Here is a 23,916-nt window from a genome sequence, read left to right as displayed (position 1 = left end):
TGTGAGAACAGAAGAAAGGAAGCGCTTACTTGGTTCACGAGCCTAACAACTGGGGACGATTCGGCCCAGACGATCAGCGCGGCACCCTCAACCTCCTCACCCCCGCCGTGGTGCTCGACGCCCTGCGCAGCGCCACCACGGGCGAGGTGCTGAGCCTGGCCATGCCGATCAAGGGCGCGACCTCCTCACCCGCCCCCACGACGGTGCCGCACCTGCCGGGCCGCCCGTTGCCGCAGCACTTCATGTCCGTGGACGGCGGCGACTACGCGGCCGGCGCCCGCGCGATCGGAGAGGGCCTGTACGTGGCCGACGACGCGCTGGTCGTCAGCCATCACGGCACCACCACCCACATGGACGCGCTGTGCCACATGTGGTCGGGCGACGAGCTCTACAACGGCCACCCGGCGGCCCGGGTCCGCTCCTACGGGGCGACCAGGTGCGGCATCGAGCAGGTGGGCGGCGTGGTGGCCAGGGGAGTGCTGTTCGACGTGCCCCGGCACCTCGGCCTCGACCACCTGCCCGCCGACTTCCGGATCCCGGCGGAGCTGCTGGCCGAGATCGCCACGCCGCGGCCGGGGGACGCGGCGGTGATCCGTACCGGGTGGCCTGCGGTGTGGGGACGCTCGCGCGAGGAGTACTGGTCGGGCCAGCCCGGGCTGTCGGCGGAGGCGGGCCGCTGGCTCGCGGCACACGACGTGTCGGTGGTGGCCTCGGACAACGCCGCCATCGGCGGGCTCAACGCCCGCGGCCTCGCCGACGAGGGCCTCACCGACGACCTGCATCTCATCCTGCTGCACCGGCACGGCGTCCACCTGATCGAGATGCTCTGGCTGGAGGAGCTGGGGGAGAGGGGATGTGCGGAGTTCGTGTTCGTGGTGGCGCCGCTCCGGATCGAGGGCGGCACGGGCAGCCCGGTGACCCCGCTGGCCATCCTCTGATCCCCTTTGCACGCGATCGGCGCCACGGTCCGCTGCGACCCGGTGAACGCGCCGGCCAGACCCTGGAACGTCTCAGCCAGTGGTCGGCCACGTCACCGGCAGGCATCTGACCCCGTACACCGAGGCGTCGTGCTTCAGCGGCACCTCGGCGGCGGGGACGGCCAGCCGCAGCCCGGGGAAGCGCTCGAACAGCGCCCGGTAGCCGATGCGCAGCTCGTTCCTCGCGAGCTGCTGCCCCAGGCACTGGTGCACGCCGTGGCCGAAGGCCAGATGCCGCCGCGCGTCCGGCCGGTCCGGTTTGAGCGCGTCCGGCTCTTCGAACACCGCGTCGTCGCGGTTGATCACGGGGAGGGACAGGGCGACCGTCTCGCCCTTCCTGACCAGCACGCCCGCGACCTCCACGTCCTCCAGCGCGGCCCTGGACGGCGCTCCCTGGTGCAGGATCGACAGCCAGCGCAGCAGCTCCTCCACCGCGTTCTCCTCGAACGGCAGGCTCTCCTTCAACAGTGCGAACACGCCCAGCGCCAGCATGTTCGCGGTGGTCTCGTGGCCCGCCACGAGCAGGATCAGCGCGACGTAGGTCAGCTCCTCGTCCGTCAGCTCGCCGGTCAGGCCGCTGATCAGGTCGTCGCCCGGCTCGACCCGCTTGCGGCGTACCAGCTCGCCGAGATAGGCGGTGAGGTCGGCCGTCGCCTGCGCGCCGTCCCTGCCGGGGGTGACGAGGGCGGCGCTGCGGTCCTGGAAGAAGTCGTGGTCGGTGTACGGCACCCCGAGCAGCTCGCAGATGACCAGCGAGGGGATCGGCAGGGCGTAGGCCGTCACCAGGTCGACCGGCGGGCCCGCCTTCGCCATGGCGTCGAGGTGTTCGGCCGCGATCTGCTCGATGCGCGGCTCCAGCAGGCGCATCCTGCGCACGCCGCGACGACGGTCGAGCAGATCGCGGAGGCGGCGGAGGTGGCGCCGAGCACCGTCTTCCGCTACTTCGCCACAAAAGAGGAGCTGGTGCTGGTCGACCAGTTCCCGCCCTTCATCGAGGCGCTGCAGTCCGTCCCCGCCCACCTCAAGCCCGTGCCGGCGGTCCGGGCCGCGATGCGGGTGGTGCTGGCCGGGCAGACGGCGGAGGAGTTCGCCGAGAGCATGGAGCGGGAGAAGCTCATGTTCATGGTGCCCGAGCTGTGGGCGGCCAGCCTGGACAACATCAGCGGCGTGGTCAGGGTCATGCACGAGCAACTGGCGGCTCGGGAGGGCCGGTCGGCGGACGATCCGGAGCTGCGCAATGTCACGGGGGCGATCGTGGGGGTGCTCATGGCGGTCTGGCTGGACCTGGTGAAGGACCCGACCCTGGACGCCCCAGCCGAACTCGACCAGGCCCTGGCCCACCTGGAAGCAGGCCTCCCCCTGTAACCCACCCACCGGGGCACGCCCGCCCGCAGACGCCCGCCTGGTTACGGCGGCCCGCTCAAGCCGGCCTGGTCACGCCCGTCTGGTCATGCGCGCCTGGTCACGGCTAAGCCCGCCCAGGCCAACGCTCGCTCCTTCGTTCCCTCGCACCCGCCGGCCGACGCCCGCCCGCTCGCCCAGCCATCGCCCCTTCGCCTGGCCATGCACACCGGGCCACCCCCGTCCCACGCGCCTGCGCCCGTGCGGCCGGTGGTCGGCCGGTCGTCGGCCGCGCCCGTCTGAGTTCAGGTGCCCGGGTAGTTGCCGCCGCCGTGTTCCGAGTCCAGGGCGTCGTAGTCGGGCGTGAAGCCGCGCTTCGGTATCGCGTCCACGAACGCCACGTGGCTCGGCTTCTTGTACGACGCCAGCTGCGTCCTGACGTGGTCGACGAGCTCGTCCGCGGTGGCGGTGGCGTCCGGTTTGAGGGCGACGACCGCTTTGACCGCCTGATGCCAGGTGGGGTCGGGGACGCCGATGACGGCGGCGTCGGCCACGGCCGGGTGGGACTTGAGGGCGCGTTCCACCTCGGCCGGGTAGATGTTCTCGGCGCCCGATTTGATCATCCGGAGCTTGGGGCCGATGAAGGTGATGGTGCCGTCGGGTTCGCGGCGGCCGAGGTCGCCGGTGTGGTGCCAGCCGTACGCTGACTTAGCCGCATTTAAGTCGGGCCGGGCGAAATATCCGGAAAAGAGGGTCTTGCCGCGGGCGCATATCTCGCCCACCTCGCCGGGCGGCAACTCGGTCCCGTCCGGGGCCAGGATGCGTACCTGGACGAGCGGAGAGGGACGTCCCGCGAACCCCGAGCCGCCGTCGGCCAGCCCGAGGAACGTGAGCATCCCGCCGACCTCGGTCTGCCCGTACCCGCCCATCTTGGACCGGCACCATGGAGAGTCGTCCACCGTGATCATGCTGTCCCACTCGGCCGAATGAGAGACGAACCTCAACGACGACAGGTCGTACTTGCCACCGGCGTTCGCGGCCGTCACCGCGTCGATCATCGGCCCGAACAGGAACGCCTGCGTCACCCGCTCGGCGTCGATCAGGCGGCAGACCTCTTCGGCGTCGAAGGCGGGCGTGAACACGTTCGTGCCGCCGATCTGGAACGTGGCCAGGCAGAACATCATCGTGCCCACGTGGAAGAGCGGGCCGTTGTTGAGGAACGTGAAGCCGGGCTCCATCTGGCGTACGACGAGGAGCGAGGCGCTGTGGGCGACCAGGGCGGCGCTGCTGAGCAGGGCCGCGTTGGGGCGTCCGTCGAAGGCGGCGGTGTAGAGGGCGAGGACCGGCTCGCCGTCGTCCACCTGCGGGAAGTCCCTCGGGGATCCGCTCTCCACGAGCGCCTCGTACTCGTCCCCGGCCCGCACCCACGTGCTCTCGGACACGGCCGTGGTGGCGTCCGAAGGCTCCCATACGACAACCTTGGGCGTCAGATCGGACAGTACGAACCGCAGCTCGTCCTCCGACTGCCGCCAGTTGGCCGGGCAGAGGATCGCGCCCAGCCGCGAGCAGGCCAGCAGCAGCTCCAGTACGGCATGGGAGTTCTGGCCGAGCCACACCACCCGCTCCCCGGCCGCCACACCCCGCCCCGCCAGGGCGTCGGCCAGCCGGGTCACCCGGGCGTCGAGCTCGGGGTACGTACGCCGTACCTCCCCGTCCACCACCGCCGTGACCAGGGGACGGCTGCGGGCGTGATCGGCGAGGAGGTCTGACAGGGACAGGCTGTGGATCATCTGAGCCTCCCGAGGAGTTACCGGAACGCGGGCATGACTTCGGCGGCGAAGAAGCGCATGATCCGCTTCATCTCCTCCAGCGGCATCGGGCGGGTGCTGCCGAAGTCGCACAGGAGGTTCGAGAAGCCGGAGTCCCGCAGGAGGGAGATCTGCTGGATCACCCGCTCCGGGTCCCCGATCACGTCCAGCTGCTCCCACCGGAAGTCGGTCGACACCGTGCCGCCCTTGAGGTAGCGGTCCTGGTAGTACTCGAAGCCCTGCGCGGCCCGGCCGGTCTTGGGGTCGATGGGGGCGCTGCGCTCGTTGAAGATCCGCGAGCGGTCGAACGACGCCTCGAACCGCGCCTGGTCCTCGCGCGCCTGTTCCAGCGTCGGGGCCACGTACACGCTGCGTGCCACCACCAGCTCCACGCCCTCGGGGTGGCCCGCCTGCGCGGCCGTCTCCCGCCAGGTCTCCGCCGCCTTGACGACCTTGCGGAACGGCGCCGCCGGGTCGGCGAGGATGGGCAGCCCGCGCTCGGCGTACATGGTCACGGTCTCGGGGGAGACGGCCGCCACGTGCAGCGGCGGGTGCGGCGACTGCAGCGGCCTAGGGATGAGGCTCACCTCGGAGCCGGTCTTGTAGAACTTCCCCTCATGCTGGTACGAGTCCTGCGTCCAGAGTCCGACGATCACCTCCAGCGCCTCGTTGAACCGATCGCGGGCCTCCGCCAGATCTATCCCGAACCCCTCGAACTCGAAGCTCTGATACCCCCGCCCGATCCCCAGGTCGAGCCGTCCTCCGGAGAGCACGTCCACCATCGCGGCCTCCTCGGCCACGTGGACCGGGTTGTGCAGGGGCAGCACCACGATGCCCGTGCCGAGCCGGATGCGGGAGGTGCGGGCGGCGGCGTGGGCCAGCATCGTGAACAGGTTGGGGACGACGCCGTAGTCCCGGAAGTGGTGCTCGGCCAGCCGTACCCCGTCGAACCCCAGCTCCTCGGCCAGCTCGACGAGCTCCAGATGGTAGTCATAGACGTCCTTGAAGCTATGGCCGTCGAAGCGGTGGAAGAGGTGGAAGGTCGAGAACTTCATACGGCGACCTCTCGGCAGACAACTAAACCAAGCGCTCGCTTGGGAGCGTACCACGCCACCCAGGAACGCCCCAGGGCCCGGGGGAAACGCATGGCCTTCCACGAAGGCGGCGCTTCGCGCCAAGGGGCTCCAGACAGCGCCTCCCAGGAGGGGCTCCGCCCCCCTTCGACCCCCCCGAAACCCCCGCTCGCCGGCCCCCATCCCTTGCCCGGTTACCGGCTTGACCTGCTGGAGCCCACCCCGAAGCCCGCTCGCTTCGCTCGCCAGTCGACCGCCCGTCGCGTGGTCACCGGATGGATCCGCTGGAACCCCCGCCCGAGGGAGGACGGTCAGCCTGCGGATTGGTGCGGCAGGCGCCTGTGCGAGGCGATCGAAGGTACGGGCCGCGAGGCCGGCGGAACCGCGATCGTGGGCGGCTACACCTCTGTAAGAGCGTAGAGCAGGGCGTTCATGCTGGTCCCACTGACGAGTTCGCGCTTGTCGATCAGGCGGCGGATCTCCGTGAGCGGTACCCACTTGATGCGCTCAGCCTCCCATGCTTCGGTAGGCGGGCCGATGTACTGGGCGCGGTCGGCGCGGAAGATGTGATGTTCGGAGTCCGAGATGCCGCTGGTCGGCTGCGTGTAGAGCAACGGACGCAAGGGGCCGGGCCGCCAGCCGGTCTCTTCCTTGACCTCCCGGGCGGCGGCCGCGATCGGCTCCTCGCCTTCGTCGACCTTGCCGATGGGGATCTCCCATCCCCACGTGTCGGTGATGAAGCGGTGCCGCCAGATGAGCAGCACGCGATTCTGCTCATCCATGACGACCGCACCGGCACCGGGCGCCGTGCGGATGAGTCGATGATCGAGATGCCTTCCATCGGGAAGCTCCACATCGGCCACCCGGACATCGAGCCATGGGTCGGTGTAGAGCTGCTCTTCGGAGTGAACCTGCCAGCGCATGCGGCTGCTCCCACGGTGGACGCCTGAATCGGCCCCACGCTACAAGGGGGTGTCCGTCTGCTGCCTGGCGCGAGCGACGAACGCCTTGACGAACTGCGTGTCGTAGGCGCTCAGCGCCGTTGTCACTGCCACGATGCGTTCGGCGAGGCGCTCGGATTCCATGCCGGCGGCGCGGTCGAGCATGCGCTCAGCGGTGGAGATGGCCTGTTCGAGCTCTCCTCGTGCGGCGAGAATGAGGGCGAGCGTCGCCAGCCGGTGCGCCTGCCCCGCAGGTGGCAGCTGCCCGCCAGACGCAGCGCCTCCTCGGCGTACCCCTGGGCAGGCGTAAGGCCCCCGAGCCGCCGCGGCGCCTCGGCCTGCCGGCATTCCAGGAGTCCCGGCTGTACGTAGTGTGCCGCCCGTCGCGGCCTTGCTGACGAAGAGTGGAGGTGCGCGGCGTTCAGAGACGCTGATCCTTCTGCTGATCGTTGGCCCGGTTCGGTGGCTGGCGCGTCGTCGGTCTGCGGGATCAGGGGCCCTGTGCGGTGGGGGAGCGCCGCCCAGGGCAGGATCGATCACCGCGACCCGCCTCCCACCGCGACGACGGTCTCTTCCTCTCGCCCGGCCCGGTCCAGGCCCGGGTGGTCATCACCATGCGATCAGGCAGGGCGTTGGGCGGTACCGCGGCTGTTCGATCGAAGCCGGCCGCAGTTTCAGGTGGAACGGAAGTCCGCGATGATCTCGTCGAGTTGCCGCAGGGCTCGCTCGACGCGTACCGGGTCGGCGTAGTAGGGGTCGTCGGGTACCGGGAGCGACGACGCGAGGCCCCAGCCGCGGCCCCGCGCCCACGTCGCGTCGTCCACCCCGAGCGTCTCCCGGTAGACGTCCCGAGCCGCTGGAGGCAGGAATGTCCACGCGGGCAACAGGTCCACGGCGGGATCGCCGACCGCGAGCGTGCCGAAGTCGATGATGGCGCTCAGCCTGCCCTCGACGGTCAGGAGGTTCCCGGGCGCGAGGTCGCCGTGGATCCACACCGGCGGGCCGGCCCAGGCCGGGGCCGCCAGGGCCGCCTCCCACACGGCCGTCACCGCGCCGGTGTCCACGATCCCGCGCAGTGCTTCGATCTTGGGTCGTACGCGGGCCTCGACGGCCACCGAGTCGCGCTCGTCGCCCATCGGCACGCCGCGGAACGCGTTGCTCCACGAAGGTCCGGGGCCGCCGGTCGCGTCGATCCGCTGCAGCGCGCTGACGAACCCGGCCAGCTGCTTGGCCGCCTCGACCGGATCGGCGAGGTCTTCCGTGGTCTCGCCGGGTAGCCACCGGTAGACCGACCAGGGGAACGGATAGCCCTCGCCGGGCTCCCCTTTCGCGAGCGGCTCGGAGATCGGCAGCGGCAGGTGCGGGGCGAGCCGGGGCAGCCATTCGTGCTCGCGGTCCACCTGCCCGACCCACCGGCGATAGCGCGGCAGTCGTATGGACATGTCCGTACCGAGCCGGAACGTCGCGTTGTCCATCCCGGACCGCGGCACGGGGGTGAGGGGTAGATCGGCCCACTGGGGGAACTGGGCCGCCAGCAGGCGGCGCACGAGGGCCTCGTCGATCAGCAGGTCGTCGGGGTCAGGCGTCGACATGGACGGCTCCTTGTGAGGGGGAGGGGCGCAGGACGGGCGCGAGCAAGGTCAGCAGCGCGAGGGCGCATGGGTCAGGCGTCGGCATGGACGGCTCCTTGTGAGGGGGAGGGGTGCAGGACGGGCGCGAGCAAGGTAAGCAGCGCGAGGACGCACGGGTCAGGCGTCGACACGGACGGCTCCTTCTGAGAGGGAGGGGCGGGAGGGGCGCAGGACCGGGGCGAGCAACGTCAGCAGCACGACCACGCATGTGATCAGCGCGAACGCGGCGGGGTAGCCGAGCGCGCCCGCGACCCAGCCCGTCACGGCGGGGGCGATCAGACCCGACAGGTACGTGATCGTCGCCACGCCCGCCACGCCCTCGCCCGGAGTCGTGCCCGCGTTGCCCGCCGCCGCGATCACGAGTGGCACGATCACCGCGATCCCCAGTCCGACCAGGGCGAACCCGGCGATGCCGAGCGCGGGCGTGCGGGCGGCGACCACGAGGGCACCGCCGACCGCCGCCACGGCACCGCCCGCCCTGACGGTCGCCGCCGGACCGAGCCGCCGGATGACGTGGTCGCCCAGCAGTCGCGTGCTCGCCATGCAGAGCATGAAGACGGTGTATCCGGCGGCGGCCAGCCCGGGGCCGGCGTCGGTGACGGCGGTGAGGTAGACGGCGGACCAGTTCGAGCTGGCGCCCTCGGCGAACGTCGCGCAGAACCCGACCAGCCCGATCGCCAGGATCGCGCGCGTGGGGAGCGCGAAGCGCCGCGGCGCAGGCGCGGCGTCGCGGACGGGACCCGCCATGCCGCTGTCGGGGAGGAGGCCGCGCCCGGCCACCGCCCCGAGGACGAGTAACGCGAGCGACATGGCTCCGAGGTGGATCCGGGCGTCGAGACCCGCGTGCGCGGCCAGGGCGCCGAGTCCGCCGGCGGCCAGGCTGCCGACGGACCACATGCCGTGCAGTCCCGACATGATCGAGCGGCCCAGCTGCCGTTCGAGGAGGACGGCGTGCGCGTTCATTGCGACGTCGCACATGCCCGCCGCCGCCCCGAACAGCAGGAACGCCCCGAACAGCCACACGGGCGACGGCGAGAGCGCGGGGAGGGCCAGGCCCGCACACCACAGCGCGAGGAGAACCCGGGTGGCGGCGCGGTTGCCGAAGCGGTAAGCGAGGCGGCCGGCCATCGGCATGCCCACGAAGGCGCCGATCGACGGGCACAGCAGTGCGAGGCCGAGGGCGCCGGGGCTGAGGTGCAGGTGCTCCTGGATCCAGGGGATGCGCGTGGACAGGCTGCCGGCGACGGCGCCGTGCGCGACGAAGACGGCGGCAATGGCGCGGTGATGGCTCATGGCCAAGAAATTATCAGGCAGGCTTCCTGATGAAAAGAGGTTTCAGGCAGGGTCCCTGATTATTATGAGGACCGTGAAGACCGCCACCCCCGCCCTGGCCCGGGCGATCAACGACCGGCTGGCTCTCGACCTGCTGCTGGAGCACGGGCCGCTGACCGCCCCTCAGCTCCGCACGCTGACCGGGTTGTCCAGGCCGACCGTGTCCGACCTGATCGAACGGCTCATGGCAGGCGGCCTCGTCGAGGTCACGGGGGAGAGCGGCGAGGACCGGCGGGGCCCGAACGCGCGCCTGTACGGGCTGGTGGCGGGCCGGGCCCACGTGGCCGGGGTGGACGTACGGCGCGACGCCGTCAACGTCACGGTCGCCGACCTCGCCGGGCGGGTGGTCAGCGAGGCCACGACGACGATCGGCGCGAGAGCCGACCTGGCGGCCCTCATCGCGACGGTGGTCGGGGGGGCGGTGGGTCGGCGCGCGCTGGACACGGTCGTGGTCGGGGCGCCGGGGCTGGTCGATCCGCGTGACGGGGAGCTGGTGTCGCCCAACGACGTGCCCGGCTGGCGGCGCGGCATGATGGGGTCCATACGCGAGCGCCTGGGCGTGCCCGTGATCCTGGAGAACGAGGTGAACCTGGCCGCCATCGCCGAGCTCCGCACCGGAGCCGCCGTCGGGAGCGAGGACTTCGTGCTCCTCTGGCTGGACGACGGGGTGGGAGCGGCGGTCGTACTCGGGGGCCGGCTGCGCCGGGGGGCGTCGGGGGGCGCGGGGGAGATCGGGTTCCTGGAGGTAGGGGGCGTGGCGTTCTGCGATCTGGTGAACGCCGAGGTCCTACGGGGGCTTGACCAGGACGAGCTCGCCCGGCGGATCGCCCAGGGTGCCTTTGCCTACGCCACCCTCCTCGACCCGGGCCTCGTCGTCCTCGGCGGGACGACGGGCCACGAGGGTGGAGCCGAGCTGGCCGAGCTGGTGGCCGACCACCTGCGCGCCCTGGCCCCTGCGCCCACGGAGGTCCGCGCCAGCACGGTCACAGGCAACGCGGTGCTGCAGGGCGCCGTGCTGACCGCCCTGGACCTGGCCCGCGACCGCGTCTTCGGCTGACGCCACCGCCACGTCCCGCCGCCAGATCCCGCCTGATGGCCGGACCGCGGGCGCAGGCTTGGGCCGCGTTCGCCGCGCGGGCCGTTGCCGCACCGCGCCGACCGCGCCCCGCTCGCAGGGCCTGCCGCGCCGACCGCGCCCCACTCGGACGGGCTGCCGCGCCGACCGCGCCCCGCTCGGAGGGCTTGCCGCGCCCCACTCGCAGGGGCTGTCCCGCCGACTTCGCCCCGCTCGGAGGGGCTGCTGCCCCCATCCTGAGGTGCAGGACAAGGCGGCTGTCGAGCGGGCGCTGGAGGTCCGGGCGGAGGCCCCGGCCGAGGGCGCGTGACGGTGGATCAGTGACCCGTTGCATGGGCGGGCTGCGTGCCCTCGGGGAGTCGCAGGGGGTGCTCGTCCCGAGGCCATGTCCCGTTGGGGTGTCGCAGCGAGTGCCCGTCCCGAGGCCGGGTCGCTTGGGGAGTCGCAGGGGGTGCCGGTCCCGAGGCCGGGTCGCTTGGGGAGTCGCAGGGGGTGCCGGTCCCGGGACCGTGTCTCGTTGGGGAGTCGCTGGGGGTTCCCGTCCCGAGGGCCGGGTCCCGTTGGGGAGCCGCAGGGGGCCCGTTCCGAGGCCGGGTCCCGTTGGGGAGCCGTGGGGGCGTCAGGCGAGGGCGGTGATCAGGCCCATCGTCAGTGCCGTGCGCTCCGAGATGTGCTCCACCAGCACGTGCTCGTGCCGAGCATGCGCCCCGTCCCCCACCGCCCCCATCCCGTCCAGCACCGGCCGGCCCAGCGCCGAGACGAAGTTCCCGTCGCTGGCGCCCCCCACCGACGCCTCGTCCAGCAGCCATCCGAACCCGGCCGCCACCTCCTGCGCCTCCTTGAACAGCCGCTGGGAGGCCGCGTTCGGCGCCATGGGCGGGCGGTTCCACTCCCCGGTGGCCGAGATGGTCACCCGAGGGTCGGACGCGCTCAGGCCGGCGAAGACGTCGTCGATCCGTCCCATCTCGGCCGGGTCCGTGACGCGTACGTCGATGCCGCAGCTCGCGTCCCCGGCGGTCACGTTGCGTCCGGTGCCGCCGCTGATCAGGCCGACGTTCACGGTGGTGCCGCGCTCGCGGGAGCCGGCCCGGGCCAGGGTGGTGACGATCTCGGCCAGGGCGTGGATGGCGCTCGCCCCCGCGTACGGGTCGAGCCCCGCGTGCGCCTCCACCCCGGTCACGCTCACGTTGAACAGCCCCACGCCCTTCCTGGCGGTCTTGAGCGCGCCGTCCTGGGAGGCCTCGAAGACCAGGGTCGCCAGCGTGTCCGCGCTGGCCGCCTCGATGTGCGCCCGTGAGGCGGGGCTGCCGATCTCCTCGTCCCCGTTGAAGAGGTAGCGCACGCTCGGATGCGGCAGTCCGAGCTCGCGCAGCCCGCGCAGGGCCCAGATCGACTGGACGAGGCCGCTCTTCATGTCGAACGCGCCGGGCCCCGTCGCCTTGCCGTCCACCACCGCGAACGGCCATCCGGCCAGCGTCCCCGTCGGCCAGACGGTGTCGTAGTGGCTGAGCAGGAGCACGGTGCCGGGCGCGGTGCCCTGATAGGTCAGCTCCAGGATGTCGCCGTACGACCCGCCGTCGTGCAGGACCTCCTCGTCCGGTGTCCCGAGGCGTTCGACGGCCCGGCGGCGGATCTCGCGCAGCCCCTTGACCAGCATGGCCTTGTCGTAGCTGTGGGTTTCCAGCTCCACCGCGGCCTTGAGGTCGTCGAGCATGGCCGGGAGGGCCTGCCGGGCCCAGTCGGTGATCAACACGAGGTCCTTTCTAGGGAGTGGGCGCTCCGGGCCCGAGCGGGATGCCGAGCCACCAGAACGCGAAGAACAGCAGCGTCCAGACGACGAGCAGGGTGAACGAGAGCGGGATGGTCATCGAGGCCAGCGTGCCGATCCCGGCCGAGCGCCGGTAGCGCTGCAGGAAGCCGAGCGCCATCACGAAGTACGGGCTCATCGGCGTGATCGCGTTGGTGCACGAGTCGGCGATGCGGTAGAGGGCCTGGGTGTATTCGGGCGGGATGCTCAGCAGCATCAGCATCGGCACGAAGATGGGGCCGACGAGCGCCCACTGCGCGGACCCGCTGGTCACCAGCAGGTTGATCAGGGTGACCACGACCAGGATGCCCAGGAACACCACGGGCCCGCTCACCCCGGCCGACCTCAGCAGGCCGGCGCCGTCGATCGCGATGATCTCGCCGATGCCGGTCCACTTGAAGTACGCCAGGAACTGCGAGATCGCGAAGAACAGCACCAGGATCGGCGCCATCTCGCGGAACCCGTGGGCCATGAAGCCGGGGATGTCCCGGCTGCCGCTGATCGTCCCGGCGGCCCTCCCGTACGCCCACCCGACGGCCAGGAACGCCAGCGCGAGGAAGATCGCGATGGAGGTGAGCAGCGGTGACTGCACGATGCCGCCGTCCTTGCCGCGCAGCGGCGACCCGGCGGGCAGGACGGCCGCCACCACGGCGGCCACGTACACCACGAGCGCGATCGCCGCCGCCCGCAGGCCCTTCCGCTCGGGGGCGCTGAGCTCCAGCGTGCCCAGATCGTCCTCGGAGGTGTCGGGGTCGATGGGCATCGACTCGACCCGGCGCGCCAGCACGCGCTCGGTGACCAGGGTGATCGTGGCGGCCAGCACGAGGGAGGAGGCCAGCGAGAAGAAGTAGTTGGCCAGCGGCGTGACCGTGTAGGCGGGATCGACGGTGTGCGCGGCGGCCGTGGTGAGCCCCGACAGGATGGCGTCGGTCGGCGTGATCAGCGGGCTGGCGTCGTAGCCCGCCGAGATCGACACGAACGCCACCACGATCCCCAGGATCGGGCTGCGTCCCACCGCGCGGAAGGCCAGCGCGCCGAGCGGGATGAGCACGACGTACGCGGCGTCGGAGGCCACGTGCGCCACCATGCCCGTGAACGCCAGCGCGAACGTCACCCACTTCGGCGACACCCGCGACACCCCGGAGCGCAGGACGGCGGCCAGCAGCCCCGACCGCTCGGCGACCGCGACGCCGAGCATGACGACCAGGATCGTGCCGAGCGGCGGGAACGAGGTGTAGTTCGTGACCGCGTCGCCGACCATCATCCGGACGCCGTCGGCGGACAGCAGGTTCTTGGCCACGACGGTCTTGCCCGTCGCGGGGTTGACCGCCGACACCCCCGCCGCCGCCAGACCCCAGCTGACCAGCGCCAGTAACGCGGCCAGGATGACGAACAGCCAGAACGGATGGGGCAGCCTGTTGCCCAGCCGCTCGATCCCGCCCAGCACCCGCAGGAGCGCGTTCAGGGACCGCGAACCTGACACCGTCTCGGACGCGCTCACGAGCACGCCTCCTTCCCGCATTTCGGTCAACCATTACACGCGGTAAGGAAGCATCCTGACAAGAGTCAGGTCAAGAGACGGCGGCGACGGGCTCCCGGAGCGGCAGCCGTACCTCGAACCAGGTCTCGCCCGGAACCGAGCGCACCTTGATCTCCCCGCCGTGCCGCCCGGCCACGATCCGGTACGAGATGTCCAGGCCGAGACCGGTGCCCTGACCCACGCTCTTCGTCGTGAAGAAGGGCTCGAAGATCCGGTCCTTGATCGCCTCGGGCACGCCGGGCCCGGTGTCGCCGATCTCGACGATGGCCTCGTCCTCGTCGTGCGCCGTGCGGATGGTGAGCGTGCCCTCCTCGCCCATCGCGTCGAGCGCGTTGTGGATGAGGTTCGTCCAGACCTGGTTGAGCTCGCCCGCGTAGCAGGGGATGGGGGGCAGCGTGCGGTCGTAGTCGGTGACCACAGTGATGCCCGGGGGGATCTTGCCGCGGAAGATCGCGACCGTGCTGTCGAGCAGGTCGTGCACGTCGGCCTGCTGGAACGGCGCCCGGTCCATCTGCGAGTACTGCTTGGCCGAGCCGATCAGCGACGTGATGCGCTCGGTGGCCTCGGTCACCTCGTTGAGCATCTGGGAGATCTCGATCGCCTTGGCCAGCCACTGCACGGCGGCGGGAGCGCGGTCCTCGCCCACCTTGCCGCGGATCTTCTCCAGTGCCTCAGGGGTGAACCCGGCGGTGACCAGCGCGGGAGCCAGGTCCCACGCGTCCTCGACGCCCAGCTCGTCCAGCGCGTCGCCCAGCTCGTCCTCGGCGTCGGACATCTCCAGCGGGCTGCGCTGAGGGAGCTTGCCCAGGGCGGCGGTGCAGGACTCCTGCCACTCGATCAGCGTGCGCAGCTTCTCCGGCGGGATGCCCTCCTCGGCGAGCTGGGCGAGCTGGAGCCGCGAGGTCTTGATCAGCGAGCGGAGCTCGCTCGCGGCGCGCACCGCCGCGGCGGCCGGGTTGTTCAGCTCGTGCGTGAGCCCGGCCGTGATCGTGCCGAGCGCGGTGAGCCGCTGGCGCCGGTCAATGATCTCCCGCTGCATCCGCCCGCCCGACAGCATGCCGTCGAGCAGGTGCATCGCCATCGGGAACCACTCGGCCACGATGTAGGCGAACTTCTTGGCCGGCAGCATGAACATCCGCGTCGGCGCGGTCGTCCGCAGCGTGTGCTGGTACGTCTGCGGCGCCCGGTCACCGAGGTAGGCGCTGGTGGCGCCGCCGTAGACGCCGGGCTGCGACGTACGGGGCATCGCCACGGTCCCGGCGCTGACCGTCTCGCTGATCATCTGGATCTCGCCCTCGAGCAGCACCGCGAAGCACTCGGCCGGGTCGCCCTGCTGGAGGATCACCTCGTCCTGGCCGAACGTGCGCACCGCCCCGCTGTTGGCCAGCTTGGTGAGCTGTTCGTCGTTGAGCCGCTCGAAGAGGAAGAGTTTGCGCAGTTCATCGATGTCGATGTTGGTCATTGCTTCTCCAGGTAGCGATGCACGAGCGCGACGGCCATCGCGCCCTCGCCGACGGCGGAGGCCACTCTCTTGATCGAGTCGGCGCGTACGTCACCCGCGGCCAGCACCCCGGGCACGTTCGTCTCCAGGAAGTACGGCTCGCGCCGCAGCGGCCAGTTACGCGGCCGCTTCCCGCCCTGCACCAGGTCGGGCCCGGTCAGCACGAACCCCTTCTCGTCACGCTCGACCGTCTCGCCCAGCCACGACGTGTACGGCTCGGCCCCGATGAACACGAACAGCCACTGCGCGTCGACCGTGCGCTGCTCGCCCTTGGTCGAGAGCGTCAGCCGCTCCAGGTGGTCGTCGCCTTCGCCACCGACGACCTCCGTCTGGAGGTGCACCTCGATGTTGGGGATGGCGGCGATCTGCTCGATGAGGTAGTGCGACATGGACTTCTCCAAACCGTCACCCCTTACCAACAAATTGACCTTGCTCGCGAATCCCGACAGGTAGACGGCCGCCTGCCCGGCCGAGTTGGCCGCGCCGACGATGAAGACGTCGGTGTCCTGGCAGGACGGCGCCTCGGTCAGGGCGGCGCCGTAGAAGACGCCCCGGCCGGTGAACTCGTCGAGCCCCGGCGCGTCCAGCCGGCGGTAGGTGACGCCGGTCGCGAGTATCACCGCATGCGCGGCGATCTCCCCGCCGTCCTTGAACCCGATCACCCGAGCCTGCCCGCGCGGCTCCAGCGAGATCACCTTGCGCGCGGTCAGCAGCTCCGCCCCGAACTTCAGCGCCTGCCTGCGCGCGCGGTCCGCGAGCTGCTGCCCGGAGACGCCGTCGGGGAAGCCCAGGTAGTTCTCGATCCTGGAGCTCTGCCCCGCCTGGCCGCCCGAGGAGTAGGCCTCGACCAGCACGGTCTTCAACCCCTCGGAGGCGCCGTAGACGGCCGCGCCGAGCCCGGCGGGCCCGCCGCCCACCACGATCAGGTCGTAGAAGTCGGTGGCCGGCGTGGTCGACAGGCCCACCGCCGCCGCCAGCGTGGCCTGGTCGGGCGACTCCAGGGTGGTGCCCTCGGCGGTCACCACGAGCGGCAGGTGGCAGCCCTCGCCGGCCGCCTTCACCAGCTGCGCGCCCTCGGGGTCCTCCGACAGCATCCACCGGTACGGCACGTGGTTGCGGGCCAGGAAGTCACGCACCTTGTACGACTGCGCCGACCACCGGTCGCCCACCACGCGCAGCTCGGACCGCTCGATCCGGTCCGTGCGCATCCAGGCGTCGAGCTGGCCGTCGATCACCGGGTAGAACTTCTCCTCCGGCGGGTCCCACGGCTTGAGCAGGTAATGGTCCAGGTCCACCACGTTGATCGCCTGGATCGCGGCGTCGGTGTCGGCGTAGGCGGTCAGCAACACCCTGCGCGCGTACGGATACAAGTCCATGGCGGCTTCGAGGAACTCCACACCGTTCATCTGCGGCATGCGATAGTCGGCCAGGATCGCCGCCACCTCGTCGCCCCGCAGCCGCATCTCCCGGACGGCCTCGATGCCGTCCCGGGCCGCCTCGGCGCGGACAATCCGGTATTCCTGACCGTAGCGGCGTCTCAAGTCCCGGGCCACCGCCCGCGAGACGCCCGGATCGTCATCGACAGTAACGATGACCGGCTTGTCCATGTCTTCTCCCCACTCGTCCCTACAGGAAGCATGTCATGTGCGGGGGAGTCAGTGAGCACTCGCTCATATCATGGTCGGATGCGTACACGCGACCGCATCATCGACGCCGCCGAGCAGGCGATTCGGGAGTTCGGCATCGCGGGTGCCACCACCAAGCGTATCGCCCAGCAGGCCGGCTGCTCCGAGGCGCTGCTCTACAAGCACTTCGCCGGCAAAGAGGCGCTGTTCCTCGCCGTCCTGCTGGAGCGGCTGCCCGCGCTCGGCCCCGCGCTGGAGCGGCTGCGGGAGAGCACCGGGCAGGGCGACCTGGCCGGCAATCTCGCCGAGTTCGCGCTGAAGGCGCTGGAGTTCTACACCAGGGCGTCGGCCATCGCCTCCGGCCTGCTGGCCGACCCGTCGCTCATGGCGGGCTTCAGGGGCATGCTGGCCGCGAACGACATGGGCCCGCACCTGCCGATCCGGGCGCTGGCCGAGATCCTGCGGGCCGAGCAGCGCGGCGGCCGGCTCGACGAGGGGATCGACGCCGACGCCGCCGCGTCGATGCTGATGGGCGCCTGCTTCCACCGGGCGAACCTGTCGTACTACGTCGAGCTCCCGGAGGCGGACGAGACCTGGGCCGCCGCGATCGCGCGCACGCTGGTGCGCAAGTGACGCCCGTTACGCGATGACGCGGCTCTCGCCGCCGTCCACCAGCATCGAGATCCCGTTCACGAACGAGGCCCGCTCGCTGGCCAGGAACGCCACCACGTCACCGACCTCCTCCGGGCTGCCGACGCGCCCGATCGGCACCGCCTCGCCCCGCCGGGCCAGCCCCTCCTCGTCGCCCGCCAGCGACCGCAGCCGGTCGGTGTCGATGGGGCCCGGCATCACGTTGTTGACCAGCACGCCGTCGCGGGCGACCTCGCGGGCCAGCGTGCGCACGACGCCGGCCACGGCCGAGCGGGTGGCGTTGGACAGCGCCAGGCCGTCCAGCGCCTCGCGGGCCGACCTGCTGGTGATCGTGACGATGCGGCCCCAGCCGCGCGAGCGCATCTCGGGCAGGACCGCGTACATCAGGCGTACGGTGCCGAGCAGGTTGCGCTGGACGGCGACGTCCCAGTCGGCCAGGCTCGTCTCGTCGAAGCGGCCGGACGGCGGCCCGCCGGAGCTGGCCACCAGGATGTCGATCGGGCCGAGCACGTCACGCGTCTCCTCGACCACCCGCCGGGCCGCGGCCGGGTCCTCCACGTCGGCCAGCACGGCGTGCACGACCTTGCCGTACTCCTGCAGCTGTACGACCGCCTCCGCGAGCCGCTCCGGGTTGCGGGCGGCGACGCAGACGTCGCAGCCCTCCCGCGCGAGGCTCTTGGCGGCGGCGAGCCCGATGCCCGCGCTGCCTCCGGTGACGAGGGCGACCTTGCCCGAGATGCCGAGATCCATAGGGGCGACTATAGATCGTGCGGGCCACGGCACGAGTGGCGGCGCCGCGCTCAGCCGGGGGTGACCCGGGTGAGCTTGTCGGGGTTGAGCACGCCGTAGATGCTGGTGATGAGGCCGTCGTGGACGTCGATCAGCACGGCCTGGCGGTTGCCCGCGACCCTCGTCCAGAGGGCGGGCTGGCCGTTGAGCTCGATCAGCCGGGTGTCGGTGAAGTCGTACCGGCTGAGCAGGCCGTTGAGGAAGGCCACCACCTTGTGGCGCCCGAGGATCGGCCGCAGCGCCGCCCTGACCTTGCCGCCGCCGTCGTTGTAGGACACGACGTCCTCGTGCAGCAGCTCGGTGAGCGCCGCGAGGTCGCCGCCCGCCGCCGCGTCCATGAACGTCGTCAGCAGCTTGGTGTGGTCCTCGGCCGACGGGCGGAACCGGTCGCGCCCCTCGGCGAGCCGGACGGAGGCCCGGCGGTGCAGTTGCCTGGCGTTGGCCACGGAGGTGCCGACGATCTCCGCGATCCCGTCGTACGGGAGCTCGAACGCCTCCCGCAGCACGAACACCGCCCGCTCCGGCGGCGACAGCCGCTCCATCAGGTGCAGGGTCGCGTACGAGACGGTGTCCCGCAGCTCGGCCGTGTCCAGCGGCCCCGCCTCCGACGTCATCACCGGCTCGGGCAGCCACGGCCCCGTGTACGCCTCGCGCTTGACCCGCGCCGAGCGCAGCTGGTCGAGCGCCAGCCGCGAGACCACGGTCACCAGGAAGGCGCGCGGCTCATTGATCTCGCTCCGGTCGGTGCCCTGCCAGCGCAGCCAGGCCTCCTGCACGACGTCCTCGGCGTCCCACATGCTGCCGAGCAGGCGGTAGGCCAGCCCGAGCAGCACGGGGCGGTGCTCCTCGAAGTCCACGGTTGGCATCATGCCCGGTCACCGAGGAGGGGGCCGAAGCGGGGGCGACTGACGGTCCATGGGTGGAAAAGGCGCGGTAAGCATGATGAGCTTGGCGGGTGGCGAGAAATCTGATCCTGTCAGGAGGCCTGTTCCACGACTTCGCCGCCACGTCGGCCGCGCTCGCGGGAGTGCTAGCCGAGGTGGGCGTCGAGTCGGAGATCACCGAGGACATCGCGGGCGCGCTGAGCGAGCCGTCGGAGGTCCAGCTCATCACCGTCAACGCGCTGCGCTGGCAGATGGGCCAGGACCGCTTCGCCGACCTGCGTGACGAGTGGCGCTTCGCCTTACCGGCGCAGGCCCGCACCACGCTCCTCGACCACCTCGACCGGGGCGGCGGGCTGCTGTGCATGCACTCGGCGTCGATCTGCTTCGACGACTGGCAGGGCTGGCCGCGCGTCCTGGGCGGCTGCTGGACCTGGCCCAAGTCCCACCACCCGCCGCTGGGGTGGACGGGCGTGCGGGTGCACGGCGATCACCCGGTGGTCGAGGGCCTGCGGGACTTCGACGTGGTGGACGAGGTCTACAGCGACCTCGACATCCTGCCGGACGTCCAGCCGCTGGCATCCTCGAACGGCCAGCCGCTGGTCTGGGCGCGGCCGGTGCGGCGCGGCCGGGTGTTCTACGACGCGCTGGGCCACGACACCAGGTCGTACGACAACGAGGTGCACCGCACGATGCTCCAGCGGGCCGCGCTGTGGCTGCTGAAGCGGCCCGTCACCGTCACGGAGTGAACGACCAGCCGCTCCAGCGGGTCACGTCCACGATGATCACGGGGCCGGCGGGCCGGTGCTCGCGATACTGGCCGTACTTGGCGGCCAGCGCGTCGAGCGCCGACTCGCGCTCCGGCCCCTCCGCCACGACCGCGGCCAGGCCGTCGGCGCGGGCCCACCACAGCCGGGCCCAGTCGTCCTCGTAGTGGTCGGCCAGCAGGCTGACCCGCGGGTTCTCCCGGAGGTTGCGCAGCCGTCTCAGGTCGGTGGTGGTCTTCGGCTTGTCATCGATCGCGGTCACCACCCGGTCCGCGACGACGGCGAAGGTGACGGGCACCAGGTGGGGCGTCCCGTCGGCGCTCGCCGTGGCCAGCCGCGCCACCCGCTCGCCCCGGAACCTCGCGCGGGCCCGCTCGCCGTCCATGCGCCCATTCTCACCGCCGGCGAACCGGTCCGGAACCTACAAGACCGCATGTCGCGAACGTGGGCACGATGAGCTCATGAACGTGAACCTTTCCGCGATCGCCGGCTTCCTCGCCGGGCACGCCCGTGTTCTGGATCGCCGCCGCTACGACCTGCTCATGGGCGAGGGGGACGCGGCTTCCGCGCTGGGCGCGCTGGAGGCCTACCGCAACCCCGACGGCGGCTACGGCTGGGGCCTGGAGCCGGACCTGCGCTCGCCCGAGAGCCAGCCGGGGGCGGCGCTGCACGCCTTCGAGGTGTTCGAGAACGTCGCCCCCGCGACCTCGCCGCGGGCGGTGGCGCTGTGCGACTGGCTGGACTCGGTCACGCTGCCGGACGGCGGGCTGCCGTTCTCGCTGCCGCTCACCGTCGGCGAGGCCACCGCGCCCTGGTGGGCGGGTGGTGACCCGGACACCTCGTCCCTGCAGATCACCTCGGTCTCCGCGGCCGCCGCCCACCGCGTCGCGGCCCACGACCCGGCCGTGGCCGCGCATCCGTGGCTGGAGCGGGCCACGCGTCACTGCCTCGACGCGATCCAGGAGCTCGACCAGGCGCCGCACGCGTACGTGCTGGCGTTCGCGGTGCGCTTCCTCGACGCCGTGTACGACACCCAGCCCAGGGCGGCCGACCTGCTCAAGCGGCTCGCCGCGCACATTCCCGCGGACGGGCGGGTGCCGGTCGAGGGCGGCACCGAGAACGAGGCGCTGCGCCCGCTCGACTTCGCGCCCCACCCGGGCCGGCCGGCCCGCGACCTGTTCGAGCCCGACGTGATCGCGGCGGACCTCGTACGGCTGGCAGGGGAGCAGAAGGACGACGGCGGATGGGACGTGGACTACGCGCGCATCTCCCCGGCCGGGGCGCTCGACTGGCGCGGGGCCGTCACCGTGAACAACCTCGCGCTGCTGCGCGAGAACGGCCTGGTCTAAGGGGAGAGGCGGCGGGCCGACTCCGACTCCTGGGCCATGCGGCGCAGCGCCTCGAACGCCTTGCCGTACAGGACGGTGCCGAGCACCAGGGCCTCCACGGCGGCGTCGCGCGGGCCGTCGAAGGGGATGGTGTTCATCTCGACCTCGGAGACGAGCTTCTGCGCGATCTCGACGTACGGCTCGAGGTCGACGTGCAGGCCGAGCTGACGCATCCGGACGATCGTCTGGGCCAGCTCGTCACGGGAGGGGGCGGTCGGCGAGATGTCCCAGCCCCGGTCGGCGATGAGGCGGTCCACCTGGTCGCGGGCGAGCTGCCACTCCTCGCCGGGCTCGGGCTCGACCGCGGCGCTCAGGGCGTAGTGGGCGGTGCCGAGCATCAGGTGCATGGGGAGCGACTCGTCCTCGACGGCCTCGATGATCTTCTTGATCGAGGCGACGGGGAGCCGGCCCACTTCGAGCAGGGCTCGGATCAGGCGGAGTCTGCGCAGGTGGGACTCGTCGTACTCGGCTCTGGTCGCGGCTGTCTGCTCGCCCTGGTGCAGCAGGCTCTCGCGAAGGTAGTACTTGATCGTCGGGATGGCCACACCGGACTTGGCGCTGAGTTCGGAGATGCGCATCGCTAGATAATAGCGCTATCCAGATCGGGCGAGGTGCCGGGCCGCGCTGAGGAGCTCGTGGACGTCCGTCTGGCGGTTCCAGAGGAAGACCACTTCCAGCGGCGGCACGTCCTCTTTTATGGGGACGAATGCGAGCGTGTCGGGGATCGAGGTGCCCTCGTGGACGCACAGCGCGTAGCCCGCGCCCTCCTCCACCAGGTTGATGACCAGATCGTGCGTGGCGGCGGCCGGGCCGAGGCGGGGGTGGAGGCGGTGCCGTACGAAGCCCTCCAGGAAGCGGCGGGCCCCGGCCACCGCGTCGGACTCCGGCATCACCAGCGGCTCGCCCGCCAGGTCCGCCAGCGACAGCGCCTCGTACGCCGCCAGGGGGTGATCGCGGTGGAGCAGCGCGCGCACCGGGAAACGGTGGATCAGCATGCGGGCCACGCCCCTGGGCAGCGAGCCCGGCGCGTAGCCGAGCCCGGCCTGCAGGGTGCCGTCCGCGATGGAGACGATCTGCTCGGCCGTCCCCATGGGGGCCACGCGCAGGTTGGAGGTCTGGAGCTGGGAGAGCAACCGGGCGACCACGTCCGCCAGCCCGTCGGCCACGCCCAGGCGCGCGGTCGTGGCCCTGCTCCTGGCGGCGGCGACGGCGCGGTCGAAGGCGTCGACCGCCACGGTGGCCTGGGCCAGGAAGGCCTCGCCCGCCTCGGTCAGCTGCACGCCGCTGGACGAACGGCTGAACAGCTCGACGCCGATCTCCTTCTCCAGGGCTCTGAGCTGCTCCGACAGCGTGGGCTGTGCGATGTGCAGCGCGGCGGCGGCGCGGCGGAGACTGCCCGCGCGGGCGATCGCCATCGCGTACCGGACGTAGCGTAGATCCATCCCTCACCTCAGCGTGATGATGGGCTTATCGGTTGATCACTCCTCCGTATTACAAGAGGACCTGCCTCCCGTGAAGATATTCAGTTAGTCACTGGTGGCGACATTTCCGGATTGGATGTGGTTGCCAAGCAAGCGATTGTCTGAACCTCCTGGCGCGGGCTAGCGTGCCTCTACAGAGCGGGTCGTGGACGCGGGAGGCGGCGGATGCAGCCGTTCGGTGGGTTGGCGGCGGTGGCCGGGGTCGGGATGACGGCGCTGACCAGGGAGCCCGGGCGGAGCGAGCTGGAGCTGGCGGTCGAGGCCTGCCGGGCGGCGTGCGCGGACGCGGGCATCGGGCCGCGTGACGTGGACGCGGTGCTCAGCTACCATCTGAACGACTCCGCACCCGTCGTCCAGGTCGCGCGGGCCCTGGGGATCGAGCGGCTCGGGTGGCACAACGACATCGCCGGGGGAGGCACGCAGGCGGCGTCGATCCTGGGCGACGCGGCGATGCTCATACACGCCGGTTTAGCGCGAAATATCGTGGTGTATCGGGCGCTCAACGGCCGCTCCGGCAAGCGCATGAACGCCGTCTCCACCGGCCCCCAGGAGCGTTTCACGTACGGGCTGGCGGGCCCGATCCCGCTGTTCGCCCTGGCCGCGACCCGCTACCTGCACGACACGGGCCTCACGGAGGAGCACCTGCACGCGGTCGTCGCCCAGTCCAGGGAGAACGCCAAGGCCAACCCCCGGGCCCTGCGCCGCGAACCCCTGGAACTCGCCGACTACCTCGCCCGGCCGTACGTGAGCACCCCCCTCCGCACGGTCGACTGCTGCCAGGAGACCGACGGGGCCTGCGCCCTCGTGGTCAGCGGCGTGCTCGACGGGCCGCGTATCCGGGCGGTCGTGCGCGGGGGAGGCCCCGGCTGCTCGTCGATGGACCGCGCGCCGGACGTCACCGCGATCTTCTCGGCGTACGTGGCGCCCATGCTCTGGGAGGCGTCCGGCATGCGGCCGCCGGACGTGGACGTGGCGCTGCCGTACGACGCCTACTCGTGGCTCGTGCCCCGGCAGCTGGAGGACTTCGGGCTGGTCGAGCGCGGGGACCTGGGGGCGTACCTGCTGGAGCGCCGCCACGCCTGGGTGAACCCGCACGGCGGGCTGCTCTCGGAGGGCTACGTGCACGGCCTGAACAACGTGGCCCAGGCCGTCAGGGAGCTGCGGGAGGGGCGTGAGGTGGCCCTCGTGACGGGGTTCGGGGGCAGCTACGGGAGCGCCGCCCTGATCGTACGGTGAAAAATCGGCTGAAATGCCGATGACGCCTCCGACATGTACGGGGTGATCCGACCCCGAGACCCGAGGAGGCCG

The 23,916-nt window shown here is 71.5% G+C and carries 23 protein-coding genes; 7 read left to right on the top strand and 16 right to left on the bottom strand.

Annotation, left to right across the window (positions count from 1 at the left end):
• Nucleotides 1-29 precede the first annotated feature (29 nt).
• On the top strand, nt 30-938 hold the full coding sequence (locus ACFKCF_RS01830) for a cyclase family protein (RefSeq protein ID WP_394489887.1): 909 nt from the start codon (nt 30-32) through the stop codon (nt 936-938).
• Between the two features lie 72 nt (nt 939-1,010).
• On the opposite strand, the gene ACFKCF_RS01825 is transcribed toward ACFKCF_RS01830, so the two are convergent.
• Nucleotides 1,011-1,844 carry a cytochrome P450 gene (locus tag ACFKCF_RS01825; protein ID WP_394489885.1) on the bottom strand — a complete coding sequence of 278 codons (834 nt, stop codon included), beginning with the start codon at nt 1,842-1,844 and terminating at the stop codon, nt 1,011-1,013.
• Here ACFKCF_RS01825 and ACFKCF_RS01820 point away from each other — a divergent pair.
• On the top strand, nt 1,800-2,342 hold the full coding sequence (locus ACFKCF_RS01820) for a TetR family transcriptional regulator (protein ID WP_394489883.1): 543 nt from the start codon (nt 1,800-1,802) through the stop codon (nt 2,340-2,342). The two genes, ACFKCF_RS01825 and ACFKCF_RS01820, sit on opposite strands and share 45 nt — an antisense overlap.
• Before the next feature lie 281 nt (nt 2,343-2,623).
• Here ACFKCF_RS01820 and ACFKCF_RS01815 read toward each other — a convergent pair whose 3' ends face one another.
• From ACFKCF_RS01815 to ACFKCF_RS01790, 6 genes are all read right to left on the bottom strand, one after another.
• Nucleotides 2,624-4,108 carry an AMP-binding protein gene (locus tag ACFKCF_RS01815; RefSeq protein WP_394489881.1) on the bottom strand — a complete coding sequence of 495 codons (1,485 nt, stop codon included), beginning with the start codon at nt 4,106-4,108 and terminating at the stop codon, nt 2,624-2,626.
• Nucleotides 4,109-4,125: 17 nt separating this feature from the next.
• Nucleotides 4,126-5,181: an LLM class flavin-dependent oxidoreductase gene (locus ACFKCF_RS01810; RefSeq protein ID WP_394489879.1), complete on the bottom strand. Its 1,056-nt coding sequence runs from the start codon at nt 5,179-5,181 to the stop codon at nt 4,126-4,128.
• A gap of 416 nt (nt 5,182-5,597) precedes the next feature.
• Nucleotides 5,598-6,122, bottom strand: a complete 525-nt coding sequence (locus tag ACFKCF_RS01805; protein WP_394489877.1) for an NUDIX hydrolase — start codon at nt 6,120-6,122, stop codon at nt 5,598-5,600.
• A 39-nt stretch (nt 6,123-6,161) separates the two neighbouring features.
• A complete protein-coding gene (locus ACFKCF_RS01800; protein ID WP_394489875.1) occupies nt 6,162-6,305 on the bottom strand; it encodes a hypothetical protein in 144 nt (47 codons plus the stop codon).
• Between the two features lie 509 nt (nt 6,306-6,814).
• The gene (locus ACFKCF_RS01795; RefSeq protein ID WP_394489873.1) at nt 6,815-7,732 is read right to left on the bottom strand and encodes an aminoglycoside phosphotransferase family protein; all 918 of its coding nucleotides are present in this window, start codon (nt 7,730-7,732) and stop codon (nt 6,815-6,817) included.
• Nucleotides 7,733-7,888: 156 nt separating this feature from the next.
• Entirely contained in the window at nt 7,889-9,064 is a 1,176-nt protein-coding gene (locus ACFKCF_RS01790; protein WP_394489871.1) for an MFS transporter, read from the bottom strand.
• 73 nt (nt 9,065-9,137) lie between these two features.
• Between ACFKCF_RS01790 and ACFKCF_RS01785 the strand changes: the two genes are divergently transcribed.
• Nucleotides 9,138-10,160: an ROK family transcriptional regulator gene (locus tag ACFKCF_RS01785; protein ID WP_394489869.1), complete on the top strand. Its 1,023-nt coding sequence runs from the start codon at nt 9,138-9,140 to the stop codon at nt 10,158-10,160.
• Between the two features lie 637 nt (nt 10,161-10,797).
• On the opposite strand, the gene ACFKCF_RS01780 is transcribed toward ACFKCF_RS01785, so the two are convergent.
• The 4 genes from ACFKCF_RS01780 to ACFKCF_RS01765 are packed head-to-tail and all read right to left on the bottom strand — an operon-like array spanning nt 10,798 to nt 16,633.
• Entirely contained in the window at nt 10,798-11,931 is a 1,134-nt protein-coding gene (locus ACFKCF_RS01780; RefSeq protein WP_394489867.1) for a M20 family metallopeptidase, read from the bottom strand.
• Between the two features lie 10 nt (nt 11,932-11,941).
• Entirely contained in the window at nt 11,942-13,507 is a 1,566-nt protein-coding gene (locus tag ACFKCF_RS01775) for an AbgT family transporter (protein WP_394489865.1), read from the bottom strand.
• 49 nt (nt 13,508-13,556) lie between these two features.
• Nucleotides 13,557-14,987: an ATP-binding protein gene (locus tag ACFKCF_RS01770; RefSeq protein ID WP_394489863.1), complete on the bottom strand. Its 1,431-nt coding sequence runs from the start codon at nt 14,985-14,987 to the stop codon at nt 13,557-13,559.
• On the bottom strand, nt 14,984-16,633 hold the full coding sequence (locus ACFKCF_RS01765; protein ID WP_394489861.1) for an FAD-dependent oxidoreductase: 1,650 nt from the start codon (nt 16,631-16,633) through the stop codon (nt 14,984-14,986). The genes ACFKCF_RS01770 and ACFKCF_RS01765 overlap by 4 nt, the downstream gene beginning before the upstream one ends.
• Nucleotides 16,634-16,711: 78 nt before the next feature.
• Between ACFKCF_RS01765 and ACFKCF_RS01760 the strand changes: the two genes are divergently transcribed.
• Nucleotides 16,712-17,284, top strand: coding sequence for a TetR/AcrR family transcriptional regulator (locus ACFKCF_RS01760; protein ID WP_394489859.1), 573 nt, complete (start codon nt 16,712-16,714; stop codon nt 17,282-17,284).
• A gap of 6 nt (nt 17,285-17,290) precedes the next feature.
• On the opposite strand, the gene ACFKCF_RS01755 is transcribed toward ACFKCF_RS01760, so the two are convergent.
• Complete coding sequence (locus ACFKCF_RS01755; protein ID WP_394489857.1) at nt 17,291-18,052, bottom strand: SDR family oxidoreductase; 762 nt, start codon at nt 18,050-18,052, stop codon at nt 17,291-17,293.
• 50 nt (nt 18,053-18,102) lie between these two features.
• On the bottom strand, nt 18,103-18,957 hold the full coding sequence (locus ACFKCF_RS01750; RefSeq protein ID WP_394490029.1) for an RNA polymerase sigma-70 factor: 855 nt from the start codon (nt 18,955-18,957) through the stop codon (nt 18,103-18,105).
• A gap of 89 nt (nt 18,958-19,046) precedes the next feature.
• Here ACFKCF_RS01750 and ACFKCF_RS01745 point away from each other — a divergent pair, with 89 nt between their 5' ends.
• A complete protein-coding gene (locus tag ACFKCF_RS01745) occupies nt 19,047-19,721 on the top strand; it encodes a ThuA domain-containing protein (RefSeq protein ID WP_394489855.1) in 675 nt (224 codons plus the stop codon).
• Here the strand turns inward: ACFKCF_RS01745 and ACFKCF_RS01740 are convergent.
• Nucleotides 19,711-20,124, bottom strand: a complete 414-nt coding sequence (locus ACFKCF_RS01740; protein ID WP_394489853.1) for a TIGR03668 family PPOX class F420-dependent oxidoreductase — start codon at nt 20,122-20,124, stop codon at nt 19,711-19,713. The two genes, ACFKCF_RS01745 and ACFKCF_RS01740, sit on opposite strands and share 11 nt — an antisense overlap.
• Before the next feature lie 76 nt (nt 20,125-20,200).
• On the opposite strand from ACFKCF_RS01740, the gene ACFKCF_RS01735 reads away from it, so the two are divergent.
• Nucleotides 20,201-21,088: a hypothetical protein gene (locus ACFKCF_RS01735; protein WP_394489852.1), complete on the top strand. Its 888-nt coding sequence runs from the start codon at nt 20,201-20,203 to the stop codon at nt 21,086-21,088.
• Here the strand turns inward: ACFKCF_RS01735 and ACFKCF_RS01730 are convergent.
• Together ACFKCF_RS01730 and ACFKCF_RS01725 are read right to left on the bottom strand one after the other, a co-directional pair.
• Nucleotides 21,085-21,705, bottom strand: coding sequence for a MerR family transcriptional regulator (locus tag ACFKCF_RS01730; protein WP_394489850.1), 621 nt, complete (start codon nt 21,703-21,705; stop codon nt 21,085-21,087). The genes ACFKCF_RS01735 and ACFKCF_RS01730 overlap by 4 nt on opposite strands.
• A 15-nt stretch (nt 21,706-21,720) precedes the next feature.
• Nucleotides 21,721-22,569 carry a LysR family transcriptional regulator gene (locus ACFKCF_RS01725; RefSeq protein WP_394489848.1) on the bottom strand — a complete coding sequence of 283 codons (849 nt, stop codon included), beginning with the start codon at nt 22,567-22,569 and terminating at the stop codon, nt 21,721-21,723.
• Between the two features lie 204 nt (nt 22,570-22,773).
• Here ACFKCF_RS01725 and ACFKCF_RS01720 point away from each other — a divergent pair, with 204 nt between their 5' ends.
• A complete protein-coding gene (locus tag ACFKCF_RS01720; RefSeq protein ID WP_394489846.1) occupies nt 22,774-23,844 on the top strand; it encodes a thiolase C-terminal domain-containing protein in 1,071 nt (356 codons plus the stop codon).
• Nucleotides 23,845-23,916 lie beyond the last annotated feature (72 nt).

It is taken from the genome of Nonomuraea sp. JJY05 (assembly GCF_043496855.1).
Taxonomy (GTDB): domain Bacteria; phylum Actinomycetota; class Actinomycetes; order Streptosporangiales; family Streptosporangiaceae; genus Nonomuraea.
This window is presented reverse-complemented; position numbering and strand designations above follow the sequence as displayed.